The sequence below is a fragment of the Pseudomonas flexibilis genome, assembly GCF_000806415.1.
Taxonomy (GTDB): domain Bacteria; phylum Pseudomonadota; class Gammaproteobacteria; order Pseudomonadales; family Pseudomonadaceae; genus Serpens; species Serpens flexibilis.
This window is the reverse complement of sequence record NZ_JTAK01000008.1, coordinates 25,736-49,018: the sequence shown is the minus strand read 5'-3', so window position 1 is coordinate 49,018 and position 23,283 is coordinate 25,736. Positions and strand designations below refer to the sequence as shown.

Annotated in this window: 21 protein-coding genes; 7 read left to right on the top strand and 14 right to left on the bottom strand. The window is 63.6% G+C overall.

Annotation, left to right across the window (positions count from 1 at the left end):
• Nucleotides 1-112 precede the first annotated feature (112 nt).
• From PT85_RS16405 to PT85_RS16365, 9 genes are all read right to left on the bottom strand, one after another.
• Nucleotides 113-1,708, bottom strand: coding sequence for an isocitrate lyase (locus tag PT85_RS16405; protein WP_039562125.1), 1,596 nt, complete (start codon nucleotides 1,706-1,708; stop codon nucleotides 113-115).
• A 429-nt stretch (nucleotides 1,709-2,137) separates the two neighbouring features.
• Nucleotides 2,138-2,887, bottom strand: coding sequence for a secretin N-terminal domain-containing protein (locus PT85_RS16400; RefSeq protein WP_039607259.1), 750 nt, complete (start codon nucleotides 2,885-2,887; stop codon nucleotides 2,138-2,140).
• Nucleotides 2,888-2,938: 51 nt separating this feature from the next.
• On the bottom strand, nucleotides 2,939-3,367 hold the full coding sequence (locus PT85_RS16395; RefSeq protein ID WP_027590922.1) for a GNAT family N-acetyltransferase: 429 nt from the start codon (nucleotides 3,365-3,367) through the stop codon (nucleotides 2,939-2,941).
• Nucleotides 3,357-4,526, bottom strand: coding sequence for a ribosomal protein uL16 3-hydroxylase (locus PT85_RS16390; protein ID WP_039607258.1), 1,170 nt, complete (start codon nucleotides 4,524-4,526; stop codon nucleotides 3,357-3,359). The genes PT85_RS16395 and PT85_RS16390 overlap by 11 nt, the downstream gene beginning before the upstream one ends.
• An 85-nt stretch (nucleotides 4,527-4,611) precedes the next feature.
• On the bottom strand, nucleotides 4,612-5,982 hold the full coding sequence (gene purB, locus PT85_RS16385) for an adenylosuccinate lyase (protein WP_039607257.1): 1,371 nt from the start codon (nucleotides 5,980-5,982) through the stop codon (nucleotides 4,612-4,614).
• A gap of 86 nt (nucleotides 5,983-6,068) precedes the next feature.
• Nucleotides 6,069-6,692 carry a high frequency lysogenization protein HflD gene (gene hflD / locus PT85_RS16380; protein ID WP_027590919.1) on the bottom strand — a complete coding sequence of 208 codons (624 nt, stop codon included), beginning with the start codon at nucleotides 6,690-6,692 and terminating at the stop codon, nucleotides 6,069-6,071.
• Entirely contained in the window at nucleotides 6,689-7,798 is a 1,110-nt protein-coding gene (mnmA, locus tag PT85_RS16375) for a tRNA 2-thiouridine(34) synthase MnmA (RefSeq protein ID WP_267958212.1), read from the bottom strand. The genes hflD and mnmA overlap by 4 nt, the downstream gene beginning before the upstream one ends.
• An 11-nt stretch (nucleotides 7,799-7,809) precedes the next feature.
• Complete coding sequence (locus PT85_RS16370; protein WP_027590917.1) at nucleotides 7,810-8,247, bottom strand: NUDIX hydrolase; 438 nt, start codon at nucleotides 8,245-8,247, stop codon at nucleotides 7,810-7,812.
• A 140-nt stretch (nucleotides 8,248-8,387) separates the two neighbouring features.
• On the bottom strand, nucleotides 8,388-10,613 hold the full coding sequence (locus PT85_RS16365; protein ID WP_027590916.1) for an NADP-dependent isocitrate dehydrogenase: 2,226 nt from the start codon (nucleotides 10,611-10,613) through the stop codon (nucleotides 8,388-8,390).
• 353 nt (nucleotides 10,614-10,966) lie between these two features.
• On the opposite strand from PT85_RS16365, the gene icd reads away from it, so the two are divergent.
• Nucleotides 10,967-12,223 (top strand): NADP-dependent isocitrate dehydrogenase, encoded by a 1,257-nt coding sequence (gene icd / locus PT85_RS16360; protein ID WP_027590915.1) that lies wholly within the window; start codon nucleotides 10,967-10,969, stop codon nucleotides 12,221-12,223.
• 73 nt (nucleotides 12,224-12,296) lie between these two features.
• Here the strand turns inward: icd and cspD are convergent, their stop codons facing one another.
• Nucleotides 12,297-12,554 (bottom strand): cold shock domain-containing protein CspD, encoded by a 258-nt coding sequence (gene cspD, locus PT85_RS16355; RefSeq protein WP_027590914.1) that lies wholly within the window; start codon nucleotides 12,552-12,554, stop codon nucleotides 12,297-12,299.
• Between the two features lie 213 nt (nucleotides 12,555-12,767).
• Between cspD and clpS the strand changes: the two genes are divergently transcribed.
• Together clpS and clpA are read left to right on the top strand one after the other, a co-directional pair.
• A complete protein-coding gene (gene clpS, locus PT85_RS16350; RefSeq protein ID WP_027590913.1) occupies nucleotides 12,768-13,130 on the top strand; it encodes an ATP-dependent Clp protease adapter ClpS in 363 nt (120 codons plus the stop codon).
• 25 nt (nucleotides 13,131-13,155) lie between these two features.
• Nucleotides 13,156-15,423 carry an ATP-dependent Clp protease ATP-binding subunit ClpA gene (gene clpA, locus PT85_RS16345; RefSeq protein WP_039562129.1) on the top strand — a complete coding sequence of 756 codons (2,268 nt, stop codon included), beginning with the start codon at nucleotides 13,156-13,158 and terminating at the stop codon, nucleotides 15,421-15,423.
• Between the two features lie 105 nt (nucleotides 15,424-15,528).
• Here clpA and infA read toward each other — a convergent pair whose 3' ends face one another.
• The 4 genes from infA to trxB all read right to left on the bottom strand — a co-directional run bounded on the left by infA (nucleotide 15,529) and on the right by trxB (nucleotide 18,275).
• A complete protein-coding gene (infA, locus tag PT85_RS16340; protein WP_027591103.1) occupies nucleotides 15,529-15,747 on the bottom strand; it encodes a translation initiation factor IF-1 in 219 nt (72 codons plus the stop codon).
• A gap of 97 nt (nucleotides 15,748-15,844) precedes the next feature.
• A complete protein-coding gene (locus PT85_RS16335; protein ID WP_039607256.1) occupies nucleotides 15,845-16,552 on the bottom strand; it encodes an arginyltransferase in 708 nt (235 codons plus the stop codon).
• Nucleotides 16,553-16,607: 55 nt separating this feature from the next.
• On the bottom strand, nucleotides 16,608-17,288 hold the full coding sequence (gene aat / locus PT85_RS16330; RefSeq protein ID WP_027591101.1) for a leucyl/phenylalanyl-tRNA--protein transferase: 681 nt from the start codon (nucleotides 17,286-17,288) through the stop codon (nucleotides 16,608-16,610).
• A 36-nt stretch (nucleotides 17,289-17,324) separates the two neighbouring features.
• Nucleotides 17,325-18,275, bottom strand: coding sequence for a thioredoxin-disulfide reductase (gene trxB / locus PT85_RS16325; protein ID WP_027591100.1), 951 nt, complete (start codon nucleotides 18,273-18,275; stop codon nucleotides 17,325-17,327).
• Nucleotides 18,276-18,568: 293 nt separating this feature from the next.
• Between trxB and PT85_RS16320 the strand changes: the two genes are divergently transcribed.
• From PT85_RS16320 to crcB, 4 genes are read left to right on the top strand one after another with little or no spacing between them, the layout of a single operon-like run.
• Nucleotides 18,569-20,923: a DNA translocase FtsK gene (locus tag PT85_RS16320; protein ID WP_052199829.1), complete on the top strand. Its 2,355-nt coding sequence runs from the start codon at nucleotides 18,569-18,571 to the stop codon at nucleotides 20,921-20,923.
• 14 nt (nucleotides 20,924-20,937) lie between these two features.
• The gene (gene lolA / locus PT85_RS16315; protein ID WP_027591098.1) at nucleotides 20,938-21,561 is read left to right on the top strand and encodes an outer membrane lipoprotein chaperone LolA; all 624 of its coding nucleotides are present in this window, start codon (nucleotides 20,938-20,940) and stop codon (nucleotides 21,559-21,561) included.
• 21 nt (nucleotides 21,562-21,582) lie between these two features.
• Nucleotides 21,583-22,908, top strand: coding sequence for a replication-associated recombination protein A (locus PT85_RS16310; protein ID WP_039607255.1), 1,326 nt, complete (start codon nucleotides 21,583-21,585; stop codon nucleotides 22,906-22,908).
• On the top strand, nucleotides 22,905-23,279 hold the full coding sequence (crcB, locus tag PT85_RS16305) for a fluoride efflux transporter CrcB (protein ID WP_039607254.1): 375 nt from the start codon (nucleotides 22,905-22,907) through the stop codon (nucleotides 23,277-23,279). The genes PT85_RS16310 and crcB overlap by 4 nt, the downstream gene beginning before the upstream one ends.
• Nucleotides 23,280-23,283 lie beyond the last annotated feature (4 nt).

Below are 23,283 nucleotides of genomic sequence, written 5' to 3'. Positions count from 1 at the left end.
GGTGACTAGCCTAGACCCGGATACGGAAACGACAAGGCCCCGGTATCGCTACCGGGGCCTTGTCTGGACAGTCGCACCGGCCGGACGGGCCGACCGGGCGTGAGCCGGTTCCTTAGTGGAACTGGTTCATGGTGTTGTCCTTGCCGCTTGCCTTCAGAGCCGCTTCGCCAGCGAAGTACTCCTTGTGGTTGTCGCCGATGTCAGAACCAGCCATGTTCTGGTGCTTGACGCAGGCGATACCCTGGCGGATTTCCTGACGCTGCACGCCCTTCACGTAGGCCAGCATGCCCTGGTCGGCGAAGTAGCCCTTGGCCAGGTTGTCGGTGGACAGGGCCGCGGTGTGGTAGGTCGGCAGGGTGATCAGGTGGTGGAAGATGCCTGCGTTGGCGGAACCGTCGCGCTGGAAGGTACGGATCTTCTCGTCAGCCAGCTTGGCCAGTTCGCTGTCGTCGTACTCCACGCTCATCAGCTTGGCGCGGTCGTAGGCGGAAACGTCCTTGCCTTCGGCGACCATGGCGTCGAACACCTGCTGGCGGAAGTTCAGGGTCCAGTTGAAGGACGGGCTGTTGTTGTACACCAGCTTGGCGTTCGGGATGACTTCGCGGATGCGGTCAACCATGCCCTTGATCTGGCCAACGTGCGGCTTCTCGGTTTCGATCCACAGCAGGTCGGCGCCGTTCTGCAGGCTGGTGATGCAGTCCAGCACGCAGCGGTCTTCGCCGGTGCCCTTGCGGAACTGGAACAGGTTGGACGGCAGACGCTTCGGACGCAGCAGCTTGCCTTCACGCTTGATCACGACATCGCCGTTACCCAGTTCGGCTGCGGAGATTTCTTCGCAATCCAGGAAGGAGTTGTACAGGTCGCCCAGGTCGCCCGGCTCGTTGGTCACGGCGATCTGCTTGGTCAGGCCGGCACCCAGGGAGTCGGTACGGGCGACGATCACGCCGTTGTCGATACCCAGTTCCAGGAACGCGTAGCGAACAGCGTTGATCTTGGCGAGGAAGTCGGCATGCGGGACGGTTACCTTGCCGTCCTGGTGGCCACACTGCTTCTCGTCGGAAACCTGGTTCTCGATCTGGATGCAGCAGGCACCCGCTTCGATCATCTTCTTGGCCAGCAGGTAGGTGGCTTCCGGGTTACCGAAGCCGGCGTCGATGTCGGCGATGATCGGTACCACGTGGGTTTCGAAGTTGTCGATCTGAGCCTGGATCTCGGCTTCCTTGGCCTTGTCGCCAGCGGCGCGGGCAGCGTCCAGAGCGGTGAACAGCAGGTCCAGCTCACGGGCGTCAGCCTGGCGCAGGAAGGTGTACAGCTCTTCGATCAGGCTGGAGACGGCAGTCTTCTCGTGCATGGACTGGTCGGGCAGCGGGCCGAACTCGGAGCGCAGCGCGGCAACCATCCAACCGGACAGGTACAGATACTTCTTGTTGGTGGTCTTCAGGTGCTTCTTGATGGAGATCAGCTTCTGCTGACCGATGAAGCCGTGCCAGCAACCCAGCGACTGGGTGTATACGGACGAGTCGGCGTCGTACTCGGCCATGTCCTTGCGCATGATGTCAGCGGTGTACTGAGCGATTTCCAGACCGGTCTTGAAGCGGTTCTGGGCGCGCATGCGAGCGACGGATTCCGGGTTGATGGCGCTCCAGCTGCTGCCGTACTGCTCTTTCAGGGCGGCGATCGCCTTGATGTCGTTTTGATAAGCGGACATGGTCAATCCTTCACAATGGGTTGGTCTTTCACCGACTCCCGGTCGACCTGAGCAAGGTCGTGCGACGGGCGGCTCATGCAACCTGGAGGAGGATGGACGGAAACGAGGTCGTGCAGGTAGGGAGCGAGCAGAGGTACTACAGCATCTGCGATCTGCATAGGAAATATGCAGGAAAGGGCTGTGGATCCAAGGCTTCCCCGTCCCTCGGGACGACTACGTTCCAGTCGCAACCTCGTCGATCGCCCGGTAAGGCTGAATCGGCACGAAGAGACCCGGCTGGTTGGCTTGAGTCGCTTCGGGCTGCTCTTCGAAAAGAGCCTCCTGGTTAGCGGGAGCGGGCGCATGATGCGATGGAACGACAGGCGAGTCAAACGTTTTGTAGTGTTTTTTTTGTGGCACTACATTTTTGCTTTCAGGGTTGTCCGCACATCATTCGAGAGCGTCCACGCGGATGCGCAGCGGTTGCGCCTGGGCGGAGCGGGTGGCCAGTCGGTTGTGCGTGGCGGTGAGCTCCTCGCCGGTGATCTCGATCCATTCCCCGAGACGACCAGTGACGTGGGTTTCGCCCAGCAGGGTATCTCGGGCCCCGTACAGAGCGGGGTCGATTTCGGTACGCCGGGCGCTCAGGTCCAGTTGCACGCCCGCGTCGCCGGTCAGTCTGGCCACCAGTTGCAGGGCGATGCCACTTTCCGTTTCCTGGCTTTGCAGGTAGGGCAGGCCATCCAGGTCGGCGCTGAAGCCGAGCCGGGGTTCGCTGCGCTCGAGTTGCACGAACGCGGGGCGACCTTCGCTGGCGCGGATCTGCAGGGTTCGGTGGGGCTGTCCGGCCGTCAGGATGCGAGGGGCAGGGGCGCCACTCTGCGCCGGCAGGGCGGGGTGGGTCACCACTCGGTAACGGGGCTGCTGGTCGGGGCTGGTGTCCAGGCTGATCAGCAGCTGGCGAGCCGGCGCGTCCAGCTGGTTGACAACACTCCGCAACTCATTGATGCGTTCCAGGCTGGCCCGCACCAGTAGCTGGCGATCATGGGCGGCCAGCGTCTCGCCTTCGTCGAGCAGTGCCTGGACGGCGGGCAGCAGCTCCTCGGCCGTGCGGTGCTGCAGCGGTATCAGGGCCGTGGCGGCAAACAGGGGCTGGGAAAGAGTCAACAGCAGGGCGATGACGGCTGGACGCAGGTGCATGCAGATTCTCCTTGAGCGGACGGAGTGCTCCGTCCGCATTTCAGGGCCCGCTCAGTTGCTGTGTCGGACCATGTCGACATGGGGGATGCCCGCCTCGAGGAATTCCTCGCTGACCACCCGGAAGCCCAGGCGCTCGTAGAAGGCAGTGGCGTGCACCTGGGCGGTGAGGTACTGGCGAGTCAGACCCGCCTGCTCGGCTTTCTCGATGGCCGCCTTCATCAACATCGCGCCGATGCCGCTGCCGCGCCAGTCCTTGAGCACGGCGACCCGGCCGATATGGCCGTCGGCCAGCAGGCGGGCGGTGCCAATGGGATAGTCGCCTGTGCAGGCCAGGAAGTGGGTGGCCTCCTGGTCATCGGAATCCCACTCCAGCTCCGGCGGCACCGATTGTTCGTTGATGAACACCGCTTCGCGGATACGGCGTAGTTCGGCATTGTCCTTCTGCCAGTCGGCGACGCGGACACTCAGCTCATTCTTCATCGGCCAGCTCCAGACTCCCCTGTTTGACGAGCTCCAGGAGGAGGGTACGCGCTTCGTCATTGCCCAGCCATTGGCCGAGATTGTCCTGATGCAGGGCGTCGGCGGAGCAGATCAGCTTGAGCAGATCGCGCAGCTCGGCGGGCAGCAGGCGGCTCTGGCCGCTGGCGAACAGCAACAGGCCGAGGTCTATTTCGCTCCAGGCCAGGCGCGAGCTGGGGTTGCGTACCAGCACGGCACCGTCCTCCAGGGCGTTCAGCAGTTCGTTCTCGTCGATGTCAGGGCCCGCGACCAGCTCGGGGTACTTCGGCTCGGTCATGAACTGGCCGAACCAGGTGAGCAGCAGGCGCTCATCGCCCATATGTTCTGCCAGCAGTTTCTTCAGGCGCACCAGTGCATCGCTCTGGATCTGGTAGGGATCGTCCTGTTGCGTCAGGTCGGCATCGCTGTAGCGGTCTTCGTCGGGGATGAACTGGGCCAGGAAGTCGGTGAAATGGGTCAGTACTTCGCTGGCGCTGGGGGCGCGGAAGCCTACGGAAATGGTCATGCACTCGTCTTCGGCGGTGCCGAAATGGGCCAAGCGTGGCGGCAGGTAGAGCATGTCGCCCGGTTCCAGCACCCATTCATCCGTGCCGGCAAAATCGGCAAGAATTTTCAGGTCGGCGTGTTCGAGCAGTGGGCTTTCACTGTCGCACATCTGGCCGATACGCCAGCGGCGCTTGCCGTAGCCCTGCAGCAGGAACACGTCGTAGTTGTCGTAATGCGGCCCGACGCCACCGCCCGGCGCGGCGTAGCTGATCATGATGTCGTCGATGCGCCAGTTGGGCAGGAAACGGAAGTGCTCCAGCAGCTCGGCGACCTCCGGAACGAACTGGTCGACGGCCTGTACCAGCAGGGTCCAGTCGCGCTTGGGCAGGTTCTGGTAGGTGTCTTCAGCGAAGGGGCCGCGGCGCAGCTCCCAGGGGTGTTCGCCGTGCTCCAGCACCAGGCGCGATTCGACTTCTTCTTCCAGCGACAGGCCGGCCAGCTCGTCCGGGCTGATCGGGCTCTGGAAATCAGGAATCGCCTGGCGAATCAGCAGGGGCTTCTTCTGCCAGTACTCGCGCAGGAATTGCTGCACGCTGATACCGCCCAGAAGTTGAAGTGGAGTATTAGAAGTCATTGCTAACACCTTGCTCTTTCGAGCGGAGCGGGATTCGGAAATAAAAAACGCCCGGCGCGGCCGGGCGTCCTTGAACAGGCGCGGCTCAGATGCGCTTGGCTTGGGCCACGGCGTTGCCGATGTAGTTGGCCGGGGTCAGCTTGCGCAGCTCGGCCTTGGCCTCGGCGGGAATATCCAGGGTGTCGATGAAGGTTTGCAGGCCGTCCGGGCTGATGCCCTTGCCGCGAGTCAGTTCCTTGAGCTTCTCGTAGGCGTTTTCCACGGCGTAGCGGCGCATCACGGTCTGCACGGGCTCGGCGAGGACTTCCCAGCAGTTGTCCAGGTCTTCGGCGATGCGTACGGCGTTCAGCTCCAGCTTGCCGATGCCCTTGAGGGAGGCTTCGTAGGCGATGATGCTGTGGGCAAAGCCGACACCCAGGTTGCGCAGAACGGTGGAGTCGGTCAGGTCACGCTGCCAGCGGGAGATCGGCAGCTTGCTGGCCAGGTGCTGGAAGATCGCGTTGGCGATGCCCAGGTTACCTTCGGAGTTCTCGAAATCGATCGGGTTGACCTTGTGCGGCATGGTGGACGAGCCGATCTCGCCGGCCACGGTCTTCTGCTTGAAGTAGCCGAGGGAGATGTAGCCCCACACGTCGCGGTCGAAATCGATGAGGATGGTGTTGAAGCGCGCGATGGCGTCGAACAGCTCGGCGATGTAGTCGTGCGGCTCGATCTGGGTGGTATAGGGGTTCCAGGCCAGGCCCAGGTCCTGCTCGATGAATTCGCTGGCGTTGGCTTCCCAGTCCACGTCCGGATAGGCGGACAGGTGGGCGTTGTAGTTGCCCACGGCACCGTTGATCTTGCCGAGCAGCGGCACGGCGGCCACCTGGGCAATCTGGCGCTCCAGGCGATAGACGACGTTGGCCATTTCCTTGCCCAGGGTGGTGGGCGATGCCGGCTGGCCGTGGGTGCGCGACAGCATCGGCACGTCGGCGAACTTAATCGCCAGTTCGCGGATCGCCTCGGCGGTCTGGCGCATCAGCGGCAGCAGCACGCTGTCACGGCCCTCGCGCAGCATCAGCGCGTGGGACAGGTTGTTGATGTCCTCGCTGGTGCAGGCGAAGTGGATGAATTCGTTGACGGCAGCCAGCTCCGGCAGCTGCTTGGCCTGCTCCTTGAGCAGGTATTCCACGGCCTTCACGTCGTGGTTGGTGGTGCGCTCGAATTCCTTGACGCGCTCGGCATGCTCCAGCTGGAAGTTCTCGGCCAGGCTGTTCAGCAGCGCATTGGCTTCGGCAGAGAAGGGGGCCACTTCCGGAATACCGGAGTGCTGGGCCAGGCGCTGCAGCCAGCGCACTTCCACCAGGACGCGGTTCTTGATCAGGCCGAACTCGCTGAAGATCGGGCGCAGAGCGTTGGTCTTGCTGGCGTAACGGCCATCGACGGGGGAAACCGCGGTGAGCGAGGAGAGCTGCATGGGGTTATCTCGGCAATCGGGCAGAAAAAACAGGGCGCATAGCATACCCGAAAGATCGGTAGCCAGGGCGCCCGTGATGTGGGAGGTCAGGCGCTGCGTAGCAGCGGGTAGAGCTCCTTGAGCAGCTTGCGGCGGCTGAACACCAGTTGCCAGCGGCTGCCGCCCAGCTGTCGCCAGAGGCGCGCGGCGCGCACGCCGGCGAACAGCAGGGTGCGGATCTTGGCGGCATTGGCGCTCTGTTGCAGGTAGCGCATGTCGCCCTGCACCTGGATGCGCTGGCGGAAGGTGGACAGGGTGTCCTGGTACAGCGCGCCGAAGGAGGCGATGACGTTCTCATGGGTCGGACCGAAGTGCTCGACCTGCTGCTGGATCTGGCCGAGGCGCTTGCCGATCAGGTCCATCAGATCGCCGCGCTTGTCCAGCTGGCGCTCGAGGACCAGCAGGGTCAGCGCGTAGCGCAGCGAGTCGCGCGGCAGGCTGGCCGGCGTACGCTCCAGGGTGCTGGCCAGCGCGCGATAGCCGTCGCGCAGGTTGAGGTCGTCGCCGCCGAACACCTCCAGGGTGCTTTGCGGGTTGCGCGCCAGCAGGCTGCCGACCAGGCAGGCCACGGCGGCTTCGTTGCACTGTCCGGTGCGTGCCAGGCGGTCCACCTGGATGGCGGCGGTAAACACGGCCCCCAGGGCGATCAGCTGTTCCTGGGTGCGATTCATGCGCGTGCTCCGGTGCGGGGGAACCAGGGCTCGGCCAGTTCGATGACGCCGCCGCCCAGGCAGACCTCGCCGTCGTAGAACACCACCGACTGGCCGGGGGTGACGGCGCGCTGCGGCGCGTCGAACACGGCGCGATAGCCATCTTCGGTGCGCTCCAGGGTGCAGGCCTGATCCTGCTGGCGGTAGCGCACCTTGGCGGTCAGACGGCGCGGCTCGGCAAGCTCGACGGGATTGACCCAGTAGATCTCCGAGGCGCGCAGGGCACGGGAGAACAGCCAGGGATGCTCGCCCTGGCCGACGATCAGCACGTTACGCGCCAGGTCCTTCTCCAGCACGTACCAGGGCTCTTCGCTGGCGTTCTTCAGACCGCCGATGCCCAGCCCCTGACGCTGGCCGATGGTGTGGTACATCAGGCCGTGGTGGCGGCCGATCACCTGGCCGTCGGTGGTCTCGATGTCGCCGGGCTGGGCGGGCAGGTACTGCTTGAGGAAATCGCTGAAGCGACGCTCGCCGATGAAACAGATGCCGGTGGAGTCCTTCTTCCTGGCGGTGGCCAGGCCGTGCTGTTCGGCGATGGCGCGTACTTGGGGTTTTTCCAGTTCGCCCACCGGGAACAGGCTGCGGGCGATCTGCTCGCCGCCCACGGCGTGCAGGAAGTAGCTCTGGTCCTTGTTCGGGTCCAGGCCCTTGAGCAGTTCGCTGCGGCCATCGACATCGCGGCGGCGCACATAGTGGCCGGTGGCGATCAGGTCGGCGCCGAGCGTCAGCGCGTAATCGAGGAACGCCTTGAACTTGATTTCCCGGTTGCACAGGATGTCCGGGTTCGGCGTGCGCCCCGCCTTGTACTCGGCCAGGAAATGTTCGAACACGTTGTCCCAGTACTCGGCGGCGAAATTGGCCGTGTGCAGGTGGATGCTCAGCTTGTCGCAGACGGCCTGCGCGTCCGCGAGGTCTTCCTTGGCGGTGCAGTACTCGGTGCCGTCGTCCTCTTCCCAGTTCTTCATGAACAGGCCTTCGACCTGATAACCCTGTTGCTGCAGGAGCAGGGCGGAAACGGAGGAGTCCACGCCTCCGGACATGCCGACGATGATGCGTTTGCCGTTCACGGAGAAACCTTTCAGAAAATCAGCGAGAGGGGGTAGCGGTGGCCGGCCAGGTAGTGCTCGACCGCCTTGGCGACCAACGGGCTGCGCAGGCGCTCGGCCTCGGCCTGCATTTCGGCGGGCGTCAGCCACAGGGCGCGCTCGATGCCGGTATCCAGCGGGCGCTGGGCATCATGACTCAGTGGCCGGCCGAAGAACGTGGTGCGGTAATAGGTGACGCCGTTGCTGGGGGCGGTGTACAGACCGACCCCTACCAGCCCCTGGATCTCCACCGTCCAGCCGGTTTCCTCGAGGGTTTCGCGCAGGGCGGCTTCGATGAGGCTTTCGCCAGGCTCCAGATGGCCGGCGGGCTGATTGAGCACCAGGCGGCCACGCTGCTGCTCTTCGACCAGCAGGAATCGGCCGTTGTCTTCGATGACGGTGGCGACTGTGACGTGGGCGTGCCAGTTCATCCGCTCATTCCGAGGTTCTTCAGGGGAGCGGCATTATACGCGCTTGTCGTCACAGGGCGAGCGAGAGGCGGGAAATGCAAAACCCCGGCACGAGGCCGGGGTTTTGTTGCCGATGACAGCTCACCGGCAAGGCTGCGAACTCAGGCCAGCTGTGCCAACGCGCCATTGAAGGTCGCGCTGGGACGCATGGCCTTGCTGGCCAGCTCGAAGTTCGGCTGGTAGTAGCCGCCGATGTCCTGAGGCTTGCCCTGGGCATCGTTCAGCTCGGCCACGATTCGGGCTTCGTTCTCGGTCAGGCGCTTGGCCAGACCGCTGAACTGGGCTTGCAGCTCCAGGTCTTCGGTCTGCTCGGCCAGGGCCTGCGCCCAGTACAGGGCCAGGTAGAAGTGGCTGCCGCGGTTGTCGATCTGGCCGACCTTGCGAGCCGGGGACTTATTGTTGTCCAGCAGCTGGCCGGTGGCCTGGTCCAGGGTCTTGGCCAGTACCAGCGCCTTGCTGTTGCCGTAGCTGTTGCCCAAGTGCTCCAGGGAGGCGGCAAGGGCCAGGAACTCGCCCAGCGAATCCCAGCGCAGGTAGCCTTCCTCGTTGAACTGCTGGACGTGCTTGGGCGCGGAACCGCCGGCACCGGTCTCGAACAGGCCGCCGCCGCTCATCAGCGGAACGATGGACAGCATCTTGGCGCTGGTGCCCAGCTCCATGATCGGGAACAGGTCGGTGAGGTAGTCACGCAGCACGTTGCCGGTCACCGAAATGGTGTCCTTGCCTTCGCGGATGCGCTTCAGGGACACGCGGGTGGCTTCGACCGGGGACAGGATGCTGATGTCCAGGCCGGTGGTGTCGTGGTCCTTCAGGTACTGCTGGACCTTCTCGATGACCAGGGCGTCATGCGGACGGTTGCTGTCCAGCCAGAAGATCGCCGGGGTGTTGCTCAGGCGCGCGCGGGTCACGGCGAGCTTGACCCAGTCCTGGATCGGTGCGTCCTTGACCTGGCACATGCGCCAGATGTCGCCGGCTTCCACGGCATGTTCCAGCAGCAGGTTGCCGTTCAGGTCGGTGACGCGCACGGTGCCGTCCGCCGGGATCTGGAACGTCTTGTCGTGGGAGCCGTATTCCTCCGCCTTCTGCGCCATCAGGCCGACGTTCGGGACACTACCCATGGTGGTCGGGTCGAATGCGCCGTTGGCCTTGCAGTCTTCGATCACGACCTGGTACACGCCGGCGTAGCAGCGGTCCGGAATCACCGCCTTGGCATCCTGCAGCTTGCCTTCGGCGTTCCACATCTTGCCGGAGTCGCGGATCATCGCCGGCATGGAGGCGTCGACGATCACGTCGCTCGGCACATGCAGGTTGGTGATGCCCTTGTCGGAGTTGACCATGGCCAGCTTGGCGCTGGACGCGTACACGGCCTGGATGTCTGCTTCGATCTCGGCCTGCTTCTCGGCGGGCAGCGTCTTGATGCGGGTGTAGAGGTCGCCGATGCCGTTGTTGGCATTGAAACCGACCGCCTTCAGCGCGTCGGCGTGCTTGGTCAGCACGGCGTCGTAATAGGCTTCGACGAACTGGCCGAACATGATCGGGTCGGAGACCTTCATCATGGTGGCCTTCAGGTGCACGGAGAACAGTACGCCGGTGCTCTTGGCGTCTTCGATCTGCGCGCTCACGAAGCTGCGCAGGGCCTTCTTGCTCATCACCGAGGCGTCGATGATCTCGCCGGCCAGCACCTTGGTCTTTTCCTTCAGGACGCGAACGCTGCCGTCGGCGGCAACCAGTTCGATCTTCACGCTGCCAGCGGCTTCGATCAGAGCGGCTTTCTCGCTGCCGTAGAAGTCACCCGCCTCCATGTGAGCCACGTGGGATTTGGAGTCGGCGCTCCAGGCGCCCATCTTGTGCGGGTTCTTGCGTGCGTAGTTCTTGACCGACAGCGGTGCGCGGCGGTCGGAGTTGCCTTCGCGCAGCACCGGGTTCACGGCGCTACCCTTGATCTTGTCGTAGCGGGCCTTGACGTCCTTCTCGGTGTCGTTGCTCGGTGCCTCGGGGTAATCGGGCAGCGCATAACCCTGCTGCTGCAGCTCCTTGATGGCGGCCTTGAGCTGCGGAACCGAGGCGCTGATGTTGGGGAGCTTGATGATATTGGCATCGGGAGTGGTAGCCATCTGGCCCAGCTCGGCCAGATCATCGGCGATGCGCTGTTCGGTGGTCAGGTAGTCGGGGAAAGTGGCGAGGATGCGTCCGGCGAGGGAGATGTCGCGTGTTTCTATCTGGATGCCGGAGGAGTGGGTGAAGGACTTGATGATCGGAAGCAGGGAGTAGGTGGCTAGCGCGGGTGCTTCGTCGGTAATGGTATAGATGATCGAGCGATTGGACATGTTTCGAATCGAGCCCTTGTGGGTGCTGTGGTTGCGAAAGCCGTGATGCGCGCCAGCAGTTCCTCTGCGGCGATCCAAGGCGCATCCAGGCTGAAAGGCGGATGTCTGCGGATGGTCAAGAAGGGGTAGTTTTCGACCATGAAGCGGGTTACTTCAGTCAGACTGGGATGTCCCTATGCTCCCGCGGCGGCGAACTATATCACAAGGCCCCTATCTCTCTGTAAGCGGGGCAAAGGCGGCCGGGCGGGACATCTCCGGGTGGGGCGGCGTGCGACGAGGGTATAGTTTCCACCGGGGGGGCAATTGGCTAAGCTCTGGCGCGGAAACACTCATCCAACGAAATGGAGTCCAGCATGGGTTACCAAAAGATCCAGGTCCCCGCGAACGGTGACAAAATCACCGTCAACGCCGACATGACCCTCAATGTGCCGAACAACCCCATCATTCCCTTTATCGAGGGTGACGGCATTGGCGTCGACATTAGCCCGGTAATGATCAAGGTCGTCGATGCTGCCGTGGAGAAGGCCTACGGCGGCAAGCGCAAGATCGCCTGGATGGAAGTCTATGCGGGTGAGAAGGCCACCCAGGTCTACGACCAGGACACCTGGCTGCCCAAGGAAACCCTGGAAGCCGTGCGTGACTATGTGGTGTCGATCAAGGGCCCGCTGACCACTCCGGTCGGGGGCGGCATCCGTTCCCTGAACGTGGCGCTGCGTCAGGAGCTGGACCTGTATGTCTGCCAGCGCCCGGTGCGCTGGTTCGAAGGCGTGCCCAGCCCGGTTAAGAAGCCTGGCGACGTGGACATGGTGATCTTTCGCGAAAACTCCGAAGACATCTATGCCGGTGTCGAGTGGAAGGCTGGCAGCCCCGAGGCCGAGAAGGTCATCAAGTTCCTCACCGAGGAAATGGGCGTCAAGAAGATCCGCTTCACCGAAAACTGTGGCATCGGCATCAAGCCGGTTTCCCAGGAAGGCACCAAGCGTCTGGTGCGCAAGGCGCTGCAGTACGCCGTGGACAACGATCGCAGCTCTGTGACCATCGTTCACAAGGGCAACATCATGAAGTTCACCGAAGGTGCCTTCAAGGAGTGGGGCTACGAGGTGGCGCGTGACGAGTTTGGCGCCGAGCTGCTGGATGGCGGCCCGTGGATGCAGTTCAAGAACCCCAATACCGGCAAGACCATCGTGGTAAAGGACGCCATTGCTGACGCCATGCTGCAGCAGATTCTGCTGCGTCCGGCCGAGTATGATGTCATCGCCACCCTGAACCTGAACGGCGACTACCTCTCCGACGCCCTGGCGGCCGAGGTGGGTGGCATTGGCATCGCGCCTGGCGCCAACCTGTCCGATACCGTGGCCATGTTCGAAGCGACCCACGGCACCGCGCCGAAGTATGCCGGTCAGGACAAGGTCAACCCGGGCTCCATCATCCTCTCCGCCGAGATGATGCTGCGCCACATGGGTTGGACCGAAGCCGCCGACCTGATCATCAAGGGCACCAACGGTGCCATCGGCGCCAAGACGGTCACCTATGACTTCGAGCGTCTGATGGACGGCGCGACTCTGCTGTCCTGCTCCGCCTTCGGCGACGCCATGATCAAGCACATGTAAGACTGTTTCGGCACGCAAAAGAAAGCCGACCCGCAAGGGTCGGCTTTTTTATTGGTTTTGTACCGTCCTGGCGTCAGGCGCCTTGTGTCTGCGGTGTCTTGGTGACGGGGGACGCAACCTCGACGGAGGCGATCGAGCGTATGTTCACCGCGTGCAGGCCCTTGGGACCCTGGAGTATTTCGAAGTGGACCGGCTGGCCGGCCTTGAGTGTCTTGTATCCGTCCATCTGGATTGCTGAGTAGTGGGCGAACAGATCCTCATCTCGGCCGTCAGCAACGATGAACCCGTAGCCCTTGGCGTTGTTGAACCACTTGACCTTACCGCTGAGCATGCTGATTTTCCCTCTGCAAAGGACTCCATCACTGGAGTATCATCGACTTCAATTCCATGTGAAGGCGAAACGGCCGTGGCATGGAACCACCGGTTACCCGAAGGGGTACACTTTGTTTGTATCACCGATTTCCCGAGAGTCAAGGAAGTGAGCGGGCGGCTGAGACGCCGGTCAAACCCATCACCTGTCAGCTTTTTGATCCCCTTTCCGAGCATGCAAGCAGATCAGCAGATTCGACTAACATTCAATCAGGACCGTCCCGATTGGCATGAAGATGACGATTCCGGCCTGCTCGTCGGAGAGGCCAGGCCGGCACTGCAGACGCCGCCTCTGTACAAGGTCGTCATGTATAACGACGACTACACCCCGATGGATTTCGTGGTGGAGGTATTGGAGCGGTTCTTCGCGCTGAATCGGGAACAGGCAACAAGAATCATGCTGACCGTGCACACCGAGGGCCGGGCTGTCTGCGGATTGTTTACTCGCGATATCGCCGAGACGAAGGCCGAGCAAGTCAACGAATACGCCCGTACATGCCAGCATCCGCTACTCTGTGAGATCGAGAAGGACGGCTGAATCCGGCCGCGTGGGGAGGTAAGCCATGTTGAACCGAGAGCTCGAAGTCACCCTCAATCTGGCGTTCAAAGAGGCGCGGGCCAAACGTCACGAGTTCATGACTGTCGAACACCTGCTGCTTGCCTTGCTGGATAACGAGGCGGCAGCCAGTGTGCTGCGTGCTTGTGGGGCCGACCTGGACAAGCTGCGTCATGACCTCCGGGAGTTCATCGATTCGACCACGCCGCTGATTCCGCCGCATGACGAGGAGCGGGAAACCCAGCCGACGCTGGGCTTCCAGCGCGTTCTGCAACGCGCCGTCTTCCATGTGCAGAGCTCCGGCAAGCGGGAAGTGACCGGTGCCAACGTGCTGGTCGCGATCTTCAGCGAGCAGGAGAGCCAGGCAGTCTTCCTGCTCAAGCAGCAGACCGTGGCGCGCATCGATGTGGTCAACTACATCGCCCATGGCATCTCGCGTGTGCCTGGCCAGGCCGACCACGCGGATAACGAGGACATGCAGGACGAGGAGGGCGGTGAGTCCAGCAGTGCTGGTCATCCCCTGGATGCCTATGCCACCAATCTCAACGAGCTGGCGCGCCAGGGGCGCATCGATCCGTTGGTCGGCCGCGAGCCGGAGGTGGAGCGTGTCGCGCAGATCCTGGCGCGGCGTCGCAAGAACAATCCCCTGCTGGTGGGCGAGGCGGGGGTCGGCAAGACGGCGATCGCCGAAGGTCTGGCCAAGCGTATCGTTGATCGCCAGGTGCCCGATCTGCTGGCCGATAGCGTCGTCTATTCCCTGGATCTGGGCGCGCTGCTCGCCGGGACCAAGTACCGTGGCGATTTCGAAAAGCGCTTCAAGGCACTGCTCAACGAATTGCGCAAGCGGCCGCACGCCATCCTGTTCATCGACGAGATCCACACCATCATTGGTGCCGGCGCGGCCTCGGGCGGGGTGATGGATGCTTCCAATCTGCTCAAGCCGTTGCTGTCGTCCGGCGAGATCCGCTGCATCGGCTCCACGACCTTCCAGGAATTCCGCGGCATCTTTGAGAAGGACCGGGCACTGGCGCGGCGCTTCCAGAAGGTGGATGTCACCGAGCCCTCGGTCGAAGACACCATCGGTATCCTGCGCGGACTCAAGGGCCGCTTCGAAAGCCACCACGAGATCGAGTATACCGACGAAGCGCTACGCGCCGCCGCCGAGCTGGCTGCCCGTTACATCAATGATCGGCACATGCCAGACAAGGCCATCGACGTGATCGACGAAGCGGGCGCCTATCAGCGCCTGCAGCCGGCCGACCGCCGAGTGAAATGCGTCGATGTCGCGCAGGTCGAGGACATCGTTGCCAAGATTGCGCGCATTCCGCCCAAGCATGTTTCCAGCTCCGACAAGGAGCTGCTGCGCAACCTGGAGCGTGACCTCAAGCTCACCGTGTTCGGCCAGGACGAGGCCATCGACTCGCTGGCCACGGCCATCAAACTGTCCCGCGCAGGGCTCAAGGCGCCGGACAAGCCAGTCGGTTCGTTCCTGTTCGCCGGTCCCACCGGCGTGGGCAAGACCGAGGTGGCGCGTCAGCTGGCGCGTTCGCTGGGCGTCGAGTTGGTGCGCTTCGACATGTCCGAATACATGGAGCGGCATACCGTGTCCCGCCTGATCGGCGCACCGCCCGGCTATGTGGGTTTCGACCAGGGCGGGCTGCTCACCGAGGCCATCACCAAGCAGCCGCATTGCGTGCTGCTGCTGGACGAAATCGAGAAGGCGCATCCGGAAGTCTTCAACCTGCTGCTGCAGGTCATGGACCACGGCACCCTGACCGACAACAACGGACGCAAGGCGGATTTCCGCAACGTCATCCTGATCATGACCACCAACGCTGGCGCCGAGACCGCTTCGCGTGCCTCCATCGGTTTCACGATGCAGGATCACTCCACGGATGCCATGGAAGTGATCAAGAAGACCTTCTCGCCCGAGTTCCGCAACCGCCTGGACACCATCATCCAGTTCGGCCGGCTCAGTCACGAGGTCATCAAGAGCATCGTCGACAAGTTCCTCACCGAACTGCAGGCCCAGCTCGAGGACAAGCGTGTGCAGCTGGATGTCAGCAACGCCGCGCGGGGCTGGCTGGCCGAGCGCGGCTACGACGTACAGATGGGCGCTCGGCCCATGGCGCGGCTCATCCAGGACAAGATCAAGCGGCCGCTGGCCGAGGAGATCCTGTTTGGCGAGCTGGCCGAGCATGGCGGTGTGGTGCACATCGATGTGGCGGGTGATGAGCTGGTCTTCGAATACGAGACCAGCGCCGAGGTCGCCTGATCACCAGTGGCAAAAAAGCCCGGGTCATGCCCGGGCTTTTTTTGCCACGAAAATGGCGCACAAACAAAAACGCCCGGCAGGGCCGGGCGTTCGGGCAACTCGGTTTCAGCGGGCGCGGTAGGTGATGCGGCCCTTGCTGAGGTCGTAAGGCGTCAGTTCGACGCGCACCTTGTCGCCGGTCAGGATGCGGATGTAGTTCTTGCGCATCTTTCCGGAGATGTGCGCGGTTACGACATGCCCATTCTCCAACTCCACACGGAACATGGTGTTGGGGAGGGTGTCGACGACAGTGCCTTCCATTTCCAAGCTGTCTTCTTTCGACATGCAGTATTGCCCTCGGTATTCATGAAAGCCGGGTCGCCTATGGACCCTGGCAAAAGCGGCGTGCATTGTGCCCGAAAATGCCCCGCCACGCCAAGTCTCAGGTCAGGCTGACCCAGCGCTGGTTGACCAGCAGCTCGATGGGGCGGTACTCCGTCTTGTAATTCATCTTCCGGCAATTCTTGATCCAGTAGCCCAGATAGACATCGGAAAGTTCCAGGCGTGCGGCTTCGTTGATCTGCCAGAGGATGGCGTAGCGGCCCAGGCTGCGATGTTCCTCTTCCGGCGCGTAGAAGGTGTACACAGCGGAAAGGCCGTTAGGCAGCACATCGGTGACCGCCACAGCCAACAGGTAACCGTCCTTGCGGAACTCGAAGAAGCGGGCAAAGGCCAGGTTGCGTACCAGGAAGGTCTGGAACTGCTCGCGGCTGGGCGGGTACATGTCGCCGTCGGCATGCCGCTGCTCTATATAGCGGGCGTACAGCGCATAGAGCTCCTCGCTGAAGTGCGGCGGCCGTGATGTAACCTGCAGGTCAGCGTTGCGCTTGAGGATGCGGCGCTGCTGTCGATTGGGGTGGAAGCGGGTGACCGGGATGCGCGCAGGGATGCAGGCGTTGCAATGCTGGCAGTGGGGGCGATACAGGTGATCACCGCTGCGCCGAAAGCCCATTTCCGAGAGCTCGGCGTACATGTGCGCATCCATGGGCTGGCTGGGGTCGAGAAAGAGCGTGGTGGCCTGCTCTCCCGGCAGGTAGCTGCAAGGATGGGGCTGGGTGGCATAGAACTTCAGGCGAGCCAGCTCGGTCATGGGTCGCTTACCTCAATGGATTGAGGGGGAGTGTAAGTCAGCCGGTCTGGAACGCCTAGGCGCGCCAGCTGGCTGAACTGGGCTGGTCCAGATGGCGGTGCAGGTAGGTGGCGAATTCGGCACGTGGAATGGAGCGGGCGCCAAGGCTTTCCAGGTGGCGTGTTGGCATCTGGCAGTCAATGAGGACGAAGCCCCAGTCCTGCAGGTGTCGCACCAGCGTGACGAAGCCGACCTTGGAAGCGTTGGTGGTCCGGCTGAACATGGACTCACCGAAGAACAGCTGCCCCATCGCCAGACCGTACAGGCCGCCAACGAGTTGGTCCGCTTGCCATACTTCGACCGAATGGGCGATGCCGAGTTCGTGCAGCTGCCGGTAGGCTTGTTGCATCGGGTGGGTGATCCAGGTGCCATCGCTGTTGCGACGTGGCCCGGCGCAGGCATCGATCACCTCGGCGAAGGCCTGGTCGAAGGTGACACGAAACACCTGCTGGCGCAGGCACTTGGCAAGGCTGCGCGAGACGTGCAGCTCCTCGGGGAACAGAACGGTGCGCGGATCGGGCGACCACCAGAGCGGCGGCTGGCCGTCCTGGAACCAGGGAAAGCAGCCGTGGCGGTAGGCCCGGATGAGCCGTTCGGGGCGCAGGTCGCCGCCCGCCGCGAGCAGCCCATTGGGTTCTCGCAGCGCCTGTTCGAGGGGAGGGAAGTCGAGAGTGTCTCGATCCAGCCAGGCAAGCATGGGCGGAGGAGGGCGGCCGAACGGCCGCCCGCTCAATCAGAGACTGTCGAGATACTTTTCGGCGTCCAGCGCGGCCATGCAGCCGGCGCCCGCCGAGGTGATCGCCTGGCGATAGACGTGGTCGGCCACGTCGCCGGCGGCGAATACGCCCGGGATATTGGTGGCCGTGGCGTTGCCCTCGATGCCGCCGTTGATCACCAGGTAGCCGTCGCGCATGTTCAGCTGGCCGCTGAACAGGTCGGTGTTCGGCTTGTGACCGATGGCAATGAATACGCCTGCCAGGTCCAGGGTCTTCTCGATGCCACTCTGGGTGTCCTTCAGGCGTACGCCGGTAACGCCACTGTTGTCACCCAGCACTTCTTCCAGGGTGTGGTTCCAGTGCAGGCGGATGTTGCCGGTGGCAGCGCGTTCAAGGATCTTGTCCTGCAGGATCTTCTCGGAACGCAGCTTGTCGCGGCGGTGGATCAGGTGCACTTCCTTGGCGATGTTGGCCAGGTAGAGCGCTTCCTCGACCGCCGTGTTGCCGCCGCCAACCACTGCCACCACCTGGTTGCGATAGAAGAAACCGTCGCAGGTGGCGCAGGCGGACACGCCCTTGCCGGAGAATGCTTCCTCGGAAGGCAGGCCCAGATATTGAGCCGAGGCGCCGGTGGCGATGATCAGCGCATCGCAGCTGTAGGTGCCGCTATCACCCTTGAGAATAAAGGGACGTTGCTGCAACTCGGCGGTGTGGATGTGGTCGTAGACGATCTCGGTGTCAAAGCGCTCGGCATGCTTCTGCATGCGCTCCATCAACGCGGGACCGGTCAGGCCTTCGACATCGCCCGGCCAGTTGTCGACCTCGGTGGTGGTGGTCAGTTGGCCACCGGGCTGGATGCCGGTAATGACCAGTGGCTTGAGGTTGGCGCGCGCGGCATACACGGCGGCGGTATAGCCGGCTGGGCCGGAGCCCAGAATGATCAGCCGCGAATGCTTGACTTCATTCATAAAAAAACCTCATAAGCCTTTGTTCGATAAAGAGTGCGTGGTCCAATTCAGGCCGGCCCGAAAAAACTGCCGGTAATCCTACACCGAAGGTTGCGAACGCGGGAACGCGCTCCGCTCTATCATGGCGATAGCTTGCGTGGCGACAGGCGTGCAAAGCCGTAGAATGCGACCTGATCCACGCCCGCCCCAGATGCAGGAAACGCGTTTTGAAGAAAACTTCCACCCGCAGTGTTGAGACTCCCGAATGGCGCCGGCAGTTGCCGGTGCGCCTGAAGGAGGGCGCCCTGATTGCCATGGGCGCGCTCTGCCTCTACCTGATCATGGCCCTGCTGACGTACGAACGCACCGATCCGGGTCTGTTCCGCAGCGGGCGGGTCGATCAGGTGCAGAACGCCGCCGGACGGGCCGGTGCCTGGTTCGCCGATTTGCTGTTTGGTGGGGTTGGCTATTTCGCCTATCTGTTTCCCGTGCTGCTGGCGCTCAAGTGCTGGCGCATGTTCCAGCTGCGCCATGCATCCTGGCATGTGAGTGGCTGGCTGATTTCCTGGCGGGCTATCGGCCTGGTCTTCCTGGTGCTGTCCGGGGCGGCGCTGGCGCATCTGCATTTTGAACCGGCGGCCTGGCTGCCGGCCTCTGCGGGCGGCGCCCTGGGGGAAAGCCTCGGCTACCTGGCCGAGCAGACCCTGAACGTGCAGGGCAGCACCCTGATGTTCCTGGCCCTGTTCCTGTTCGGCCTGACGGTATTCACCGATCTCTCCTGGTTCCGCGTCATGGACCTGCTGGGCAAGATCGTCCTGGACCTTGGCGAGCTGATCCAGAGCGCCATCGCCAACTGGTGGACGACGCGCCAGGCTACGCGCGCCGCCCAACCGGTGGTATCACGGAGGGTCGAGGAGCCGGTGCTGGGCGACGTTGTCGAGCCGCCCTTGCTGGAGGACGCCGAGGAGCTCAAGCGTGCGCGTCAGCGGCTGCTGGCTCGCGAGAAGAAGCCGGTGGCGGCACCCGAGCCCCGGGCAGCACAGCCGCCGGTCGTAGAACCTGTGCCGCGCAAAGCGCCAGTGATCAGTGAGCTGCCGCCTCCGCCGCGGCTGGATGACCCGGTTTTCGCGACACCCAAGCTCAAACCCGCCGCGGTTCCCGCCAATGCGCTGGAAGGCACCCTGCCGCCGCTGTCCATCCTCGATGCGGTGGAAAAGAAGGCCAGCGGCTATTCGGAAGAAGCGCTGCAAGCCATGTCGCGGCTGCTGGAGCTCAAGCTCAAGGAATTCGGCGTCGAGGTGACGGTCGAGAACGTCTACCCCGGCCCGGTGATCACCCGTTTCGAGATCCAGCCGGCGCCCGGCATCAAGGTCAGCCGCATTTCCAACCTGGCCAAGGACCTGGCGCGCTCCCTGGCGATCATCAGCGTGCGCGTGGTGGAAGTCATCCCCGGCAAGACCACCGTGGGCATCGAGATTCCCAACGAAGACCGGCAGATCGTGCACTTCTCCGAGGTGCTCTCCGCGCCGGAGTACGAAAGCGCCAAGTCGCCGGTCACTCTGGCGCTGGGGCATGACATCGGCGGCCGCCCGGTGTTTGCCGACCTGGCCAAGATGCCGCACCTGCTGGTGGCCGGCACCACGGGTTCGGGCAAGTCGGTGGGCGTCAACGCCATGATCCTGTCGATCCTGTTCAAGTCCACGCCCGAAGACGCGCGGCTGATCATGATCGACCCCAAGATGCTGGAGCTGTCCATCTACGAAGGCATTCCGCACCTGCTGTGCCCGGTGGTCACCGACATGAAGGAGGCCGCCAACGCGCTGCGCTGGAGCGTCGCCGAGATGGAGCGGCGCTACAAGCTGATGGCCGCGATGGGCGTGCGCAACCTGGCCGGCTTCAACCGCAAGATCAAGGAAGCCGAGGAAGCCGGCACGCCGCTCACCGACCCGCTGTACAAGCGGCAGAACTTCGAGGACGAGCCGCCGCTGCTGAAGAAGCTGCCGACCATCGTGGTGGTGGTCGACGAATTCGCCGACATGATGATGATCGTCGGCAAGAAGGTGGAAGAGCTGATCGCGCGCATCGCCCAGAAGGCCCGCGCCGCTGGCATCCATCTGATCCTGGCCACCCAGCGTCCTTCGGTGGACGTGATCACCGGTCTGATCAAGGCCAACATTCCGACGCGCATGGCGTTCCAGGTGTCCAGCAAGATCGACTCGCGCACCATCCTCGACCAGGGCGGTGCCGAACAGCTGCTCGGCCACGGCGACATGCTGTTCCTGCCGCCGGGCACCGGGCTGCCGATGCGCGTGCATGGCGCCTTCGTGTCCGATGACGAGGTGCACCGGGTCGTCGAGGCCTGGAAGCAGCGCGGCGCCCCCGACTATATCGAGGACATCCTGTCCGGTGCTGACGAAGGCGGCGCCGGCAGCTTCGAGGGGGGCGGCGAAGGCGGCGAGGGCAGCGAGGAAGATCCGCTCTACGACGAGGCGGTGCGCTTCGTCACCGAAAGCCGGCGCGCCTCCATTTCCGCCGTGCAGCGCAAGCTGAAGATCGGCTACAACCGCGCCGCGCGCATGATCGAGGCCATGGAAATGGCCGGGGTCGTGACGCCCATGAACACCAACGGCTCGCGCGAAGTGATTGCGCCGGCGCCGATCCGCGACTGACTGCGAGGAATTCAATGAACCTGTTGCGCCTTCTGATACTGGCCGTTGGCCTTGCCGTCCTTCCCGCGCAGGCGGACAATGCCGCCGCGGTGAAGCGGCTGACTGACCTGCTCGGAAAATCCCAGACCCTGTCGGGGCGTTTCTCCCAGCTGACCCTGGATGCCTCCGGCACCAACCTGCAGGAATCCACCGGCGAGATGGCGCTCAAGCGCCCCGGCCAGTTCCGCTGGCATACCGACCCGCCGCTGGAACAGCTGCTGGTCTCCGACGGCAAGCAGGTCTGGCTGTACGATCCGGACCTGGAGCAGGTGACCATCCAGAAGCTGGATCAGCGCCTGACCCATACCCCGGCGCTGCTACTGTCCGGCGACGTGTCGCGGATCAGCGACAATTTCGAGGTCAGCTATCAGGAAACCAGTGGCGTGGCCGATTTCATCCTGCGGCCCAAGGCCAAGGACAGCCTGTTCGATAACCTGCGCCTGTCGTTTCGCAATGGCGTGATCAACGACATGCAACTGATCGACAGCGTCGGCCAGCGCACCAACATCCTGTTTTCCGGCGTGCGGATGAACCTGCCGCTGGAGCAGAAACTGTTCAGTTTCCAGCCTCCGCCGGGAACCGATGTGATTCACGATTAACCGAGGCATGCCAGCGTTTCCATGGACCTGTTCCAGCAAACCCCTCCCGCCCAGCCCCTGGCCGCTCGCCTGCGCGCGGCCAATCTGGACGAGTACGTTGGGCAGGAACACCTGCTGGCGCGCGGCAAGCCGCTGCGCGAGGCGCTGGAACAGGGCGCGCTGCACTCGATGATCTTCTGGGGCCCGCCCGGGGTCGGCAAGACCACCCTGGCGCGGCTGCTGGCGCAGGTTTCCGACGCGCACTTCGAGACGATTTCCGCCGTTCTGTCCGGCGTGAAGGAAATCCGTCAGGCCGTGGAAATCGCCCAGCAGCACGCCGCCCAGTCTGGCCGACGAACCATCCTGTTCGTCGATGAGGTGCACCGTTTCAACAAGAGTCAGCAGGACGCCTTTCTGCCCTACGTGGAAGACGGCACGCTGATCTTCATCGGTGCCACCACCGAAAACCCGTCCTTCGAGCTGAACAACGCGCTGCTGTCCCGCGCCCGCGTCTATGTGCTGAAAAGCCTCGACGAGGCGGCGCTGCGCAAGCTGGTGCAGCGCGCCCTGAGCGAAGAGAAGGGCCTGGGCGCCCGCCGGCTCAGCCTGCCCGAGGAAAGCCTGCAGATCCTGCTGGCCGCCGCCGACGGCGATGGGCGCCGCCTGCTCAACCTGCTGGAGAACGCCTCCGACCTGGTCGAGGACGGCGAGGCCATCAGCCCGGAAGCCCTGCAGAACCTGCTCGGCGACACCCGGCGGCGCTTCGACAAGGGTGGCGAAGCCTTCTACGACCAGATCTCCGCGCTGCACAAATCGGTGCGCGGCTCCAACCCGGACGCCGCCCTGTACTGGTTCGCCCGCATGCTCGATGGCGGCTGCGACCCGCTGTACATCGCCCGGCGCGTGGTGCGCATGGCCAGTGAGGAAGTCGGCAATGCCGACCCGCGCGCGCTGACCCTGTGCCTGAATGCCTGGGACGTACAGGAACGCCTCGGCAGCCCGGAAGGCGAACTGGCCGTGGCCCAGGCGATCGTCTATCTGGCCTGCGCGCCGAAGAGCAACGCCGTGTACACGGCCTACAACGCGGCGCGGCGCGACGTGGAGGCTTCCGGCTCGCTGGAAGTGCCGCTGCACCTGCGCAATGCACCCACCAAGCTGATGAAGCAGTTGGGCTACGGCGACGAATACCGCTACGCCCACGACGAGCCGGACGCTTACGCCGCCGGCGAGGACTATTTCCCCGAAGCGCTCGAGCCGCGCCGTTACTACCAGCCGGTGCCGCGCGGCCTGGAGCTGAAGATCCGCGACAAGCTCGAGCACCTGGCCGCGCTGGATCGCAACAGCACCCGGCAGCGGAGGCGCCCATGATCAGTGTCGTGCTCGCTGTGGCGGGCGGTGGCGCGCTGGGCAGCCTGCTGCGGTTTGCCGCCGCCAACTGGGTGACCGCCCACTGGCCGCAGCATTTTTTCCTGGCCACCCTGGCGGTAAACCTTGTCGGCTGCCTGCTGATCGGCTATCTCTTCGGCCTGTTCCTGCTGCGCCCGGAATTGCCGCTGGAGCTGCGTGCCGGCCTGATCGTCGGCTTCCTGGGCGGGCTGACCACCTTTTCCTCCTTTTCCCTGGATACCCTGCGCCTGCTGGAAAGCGGCCAGCTCGCGACCGCCCTCGGCTATGCCTTGGCCAGCGTGGTCATCAGCCTGCTGGCCACCTGGGCGGGCCTGGCTTTGAACAAACTCTGACAGA

Excerpts from the sequence above, each read along its gene's own strand:
- cspD (WP_027590914.1), bottom strand. The coding sequence starts at position 12,554 with ATGCTCAGCGGTAAGGTCAAGTGGTTCAACAACGCCAAGGGCTACGGG.
- PT85_RS16365 (WP_027590916.1), bottom strand. The coding sequence starts at position 10,613 with ATGTCCAATCGCTCGATCATCTATACCATTACCGACGAAGCACCCGCG.
- PT85_RS16335 (WP_039607256.1), bottom strand. The coding sequence starts at position 16,552 with ATGACCGAGCTGGCTCGCCTGAAGTTCTATGCCACCCAGCCCCATCCT.
- hflD (WP_027590919.1), bottom strand. The coding sequence starts at position 6,692 with ATGAATCGCACCCAGGAACAGCTGATCGCCCTGGGGGCCGTGTTTACC.
- PT85_RS16370 (WP_027590917.1), bottom strand. The coding sequence starts at position 8,247 with ATGAACTGGCACGCCCACGTCACAGTCGCCACCGTCATCGAAGACAAC.
- icd (WP_027590915.1), top strand. The coding sequence starts at position 10,967 with ATGGGTTACCAAAAGATCCAGGTCCCCGCGAACGGTGACAAAATCACC.
- trxB (WP_027591100.1), bottom strand. The coding sequence starts at position 18,275 with ATGAATGAAGTCAAGCATTCGCGGCTGATCATTCTGGGCTCCGGCCCA.
- PT85_RS16400 (WP_039607259.1), bottom strand. The coding sequence starts at position 2,887 with ATGCACCTGCGTCCAGCCGTCATCGCCCTGCTGTTGACTCTTTCCCAG.
- lolA (WP_027591098.1), top strand. The coding sequence starts at position 20,938 with ATGAACCTGTTGCGCCTTCTGATACTGGCCGTTGGCCTTGCCGTCCTT.
- PT85_RS16395 (WP_027590922.1), bottom strand. The coding sequence starts at position 3,367 with ATGAAGAATGAGCTGAGTGTCCGCGTCGCCGACTGGCAGAAGGACAAT.
- clpA (WP_039562129.1), top strand. The coding sequence starts at position 13,156 with ATGTTGAACCGAGAGCTCGAAGTCACCCTCAATCTGGCGTTCAAAGAG.
- clpS (WP_027590913.1), top strand. The coding sequence starts at position 12,768 with ATGCAAGCAGATCAGCAGATTCGACTAACATTCAATCAGGACCGTCCC.
- PT85_RS16320 (WP_052199829.1), top strand. The coding sequence starts at position 18,569 with ATGGGCGCGCTCTGCCTCTACCTGATCATGGCCCTGCTGACGTACGAA.
- infA (WP_027591103.1), bottom strand. The coding sequence starts at position 15,747 with ATGTCGAAAGAAGACAGCTTGGAAATGGAAGGCACTGTCGTCGACACC.
- purB (WP_039607257.1), bottom strand. The coding sequence starts at position 5,982 with ATGCAGCTCTCCTCGCTCACCGCGGTTTCCCCCGTCGATGGCCGTTAC.
- aat (WP_027591101.1), bottom strand. The coding sequence starts at position 17,288 with ATGCTTGCCTGGCTGGATCGAGACACTCTCGACTTCCCTCCCCTCGAA.
- PT85_RS16390 (WP_039607258.1), bottom strand. The coding sequence starts at position 4,526 with ATGACTTCTAATACTCCACTTCAACTTCTGGGCGGTATCAGCGTGCAG.
- PT85_RS16310 (WP_039607255.1), top strand. The coding sequence starts at position 21,583 with ATGGACCTGTTCCAGCAAACCCCTCCCGCCCAGCCCCTGGCCGCTCGC.
- PT85_RS16405 (WP_039562125.1), bottom strand. The coding sequence starts at position 1,708 with ATGTCCGCTTATCAAAACGACATCAAGGCGATCGCCGCCCTGAAAGAG.
- crcB (WP_039607254.1), top strand. The coding sequence starts at position 22,905 with ATGATCAGTGTCGTGCTCGCTGTGGCGGGCGGTGGCGCGCTGGGCAGC.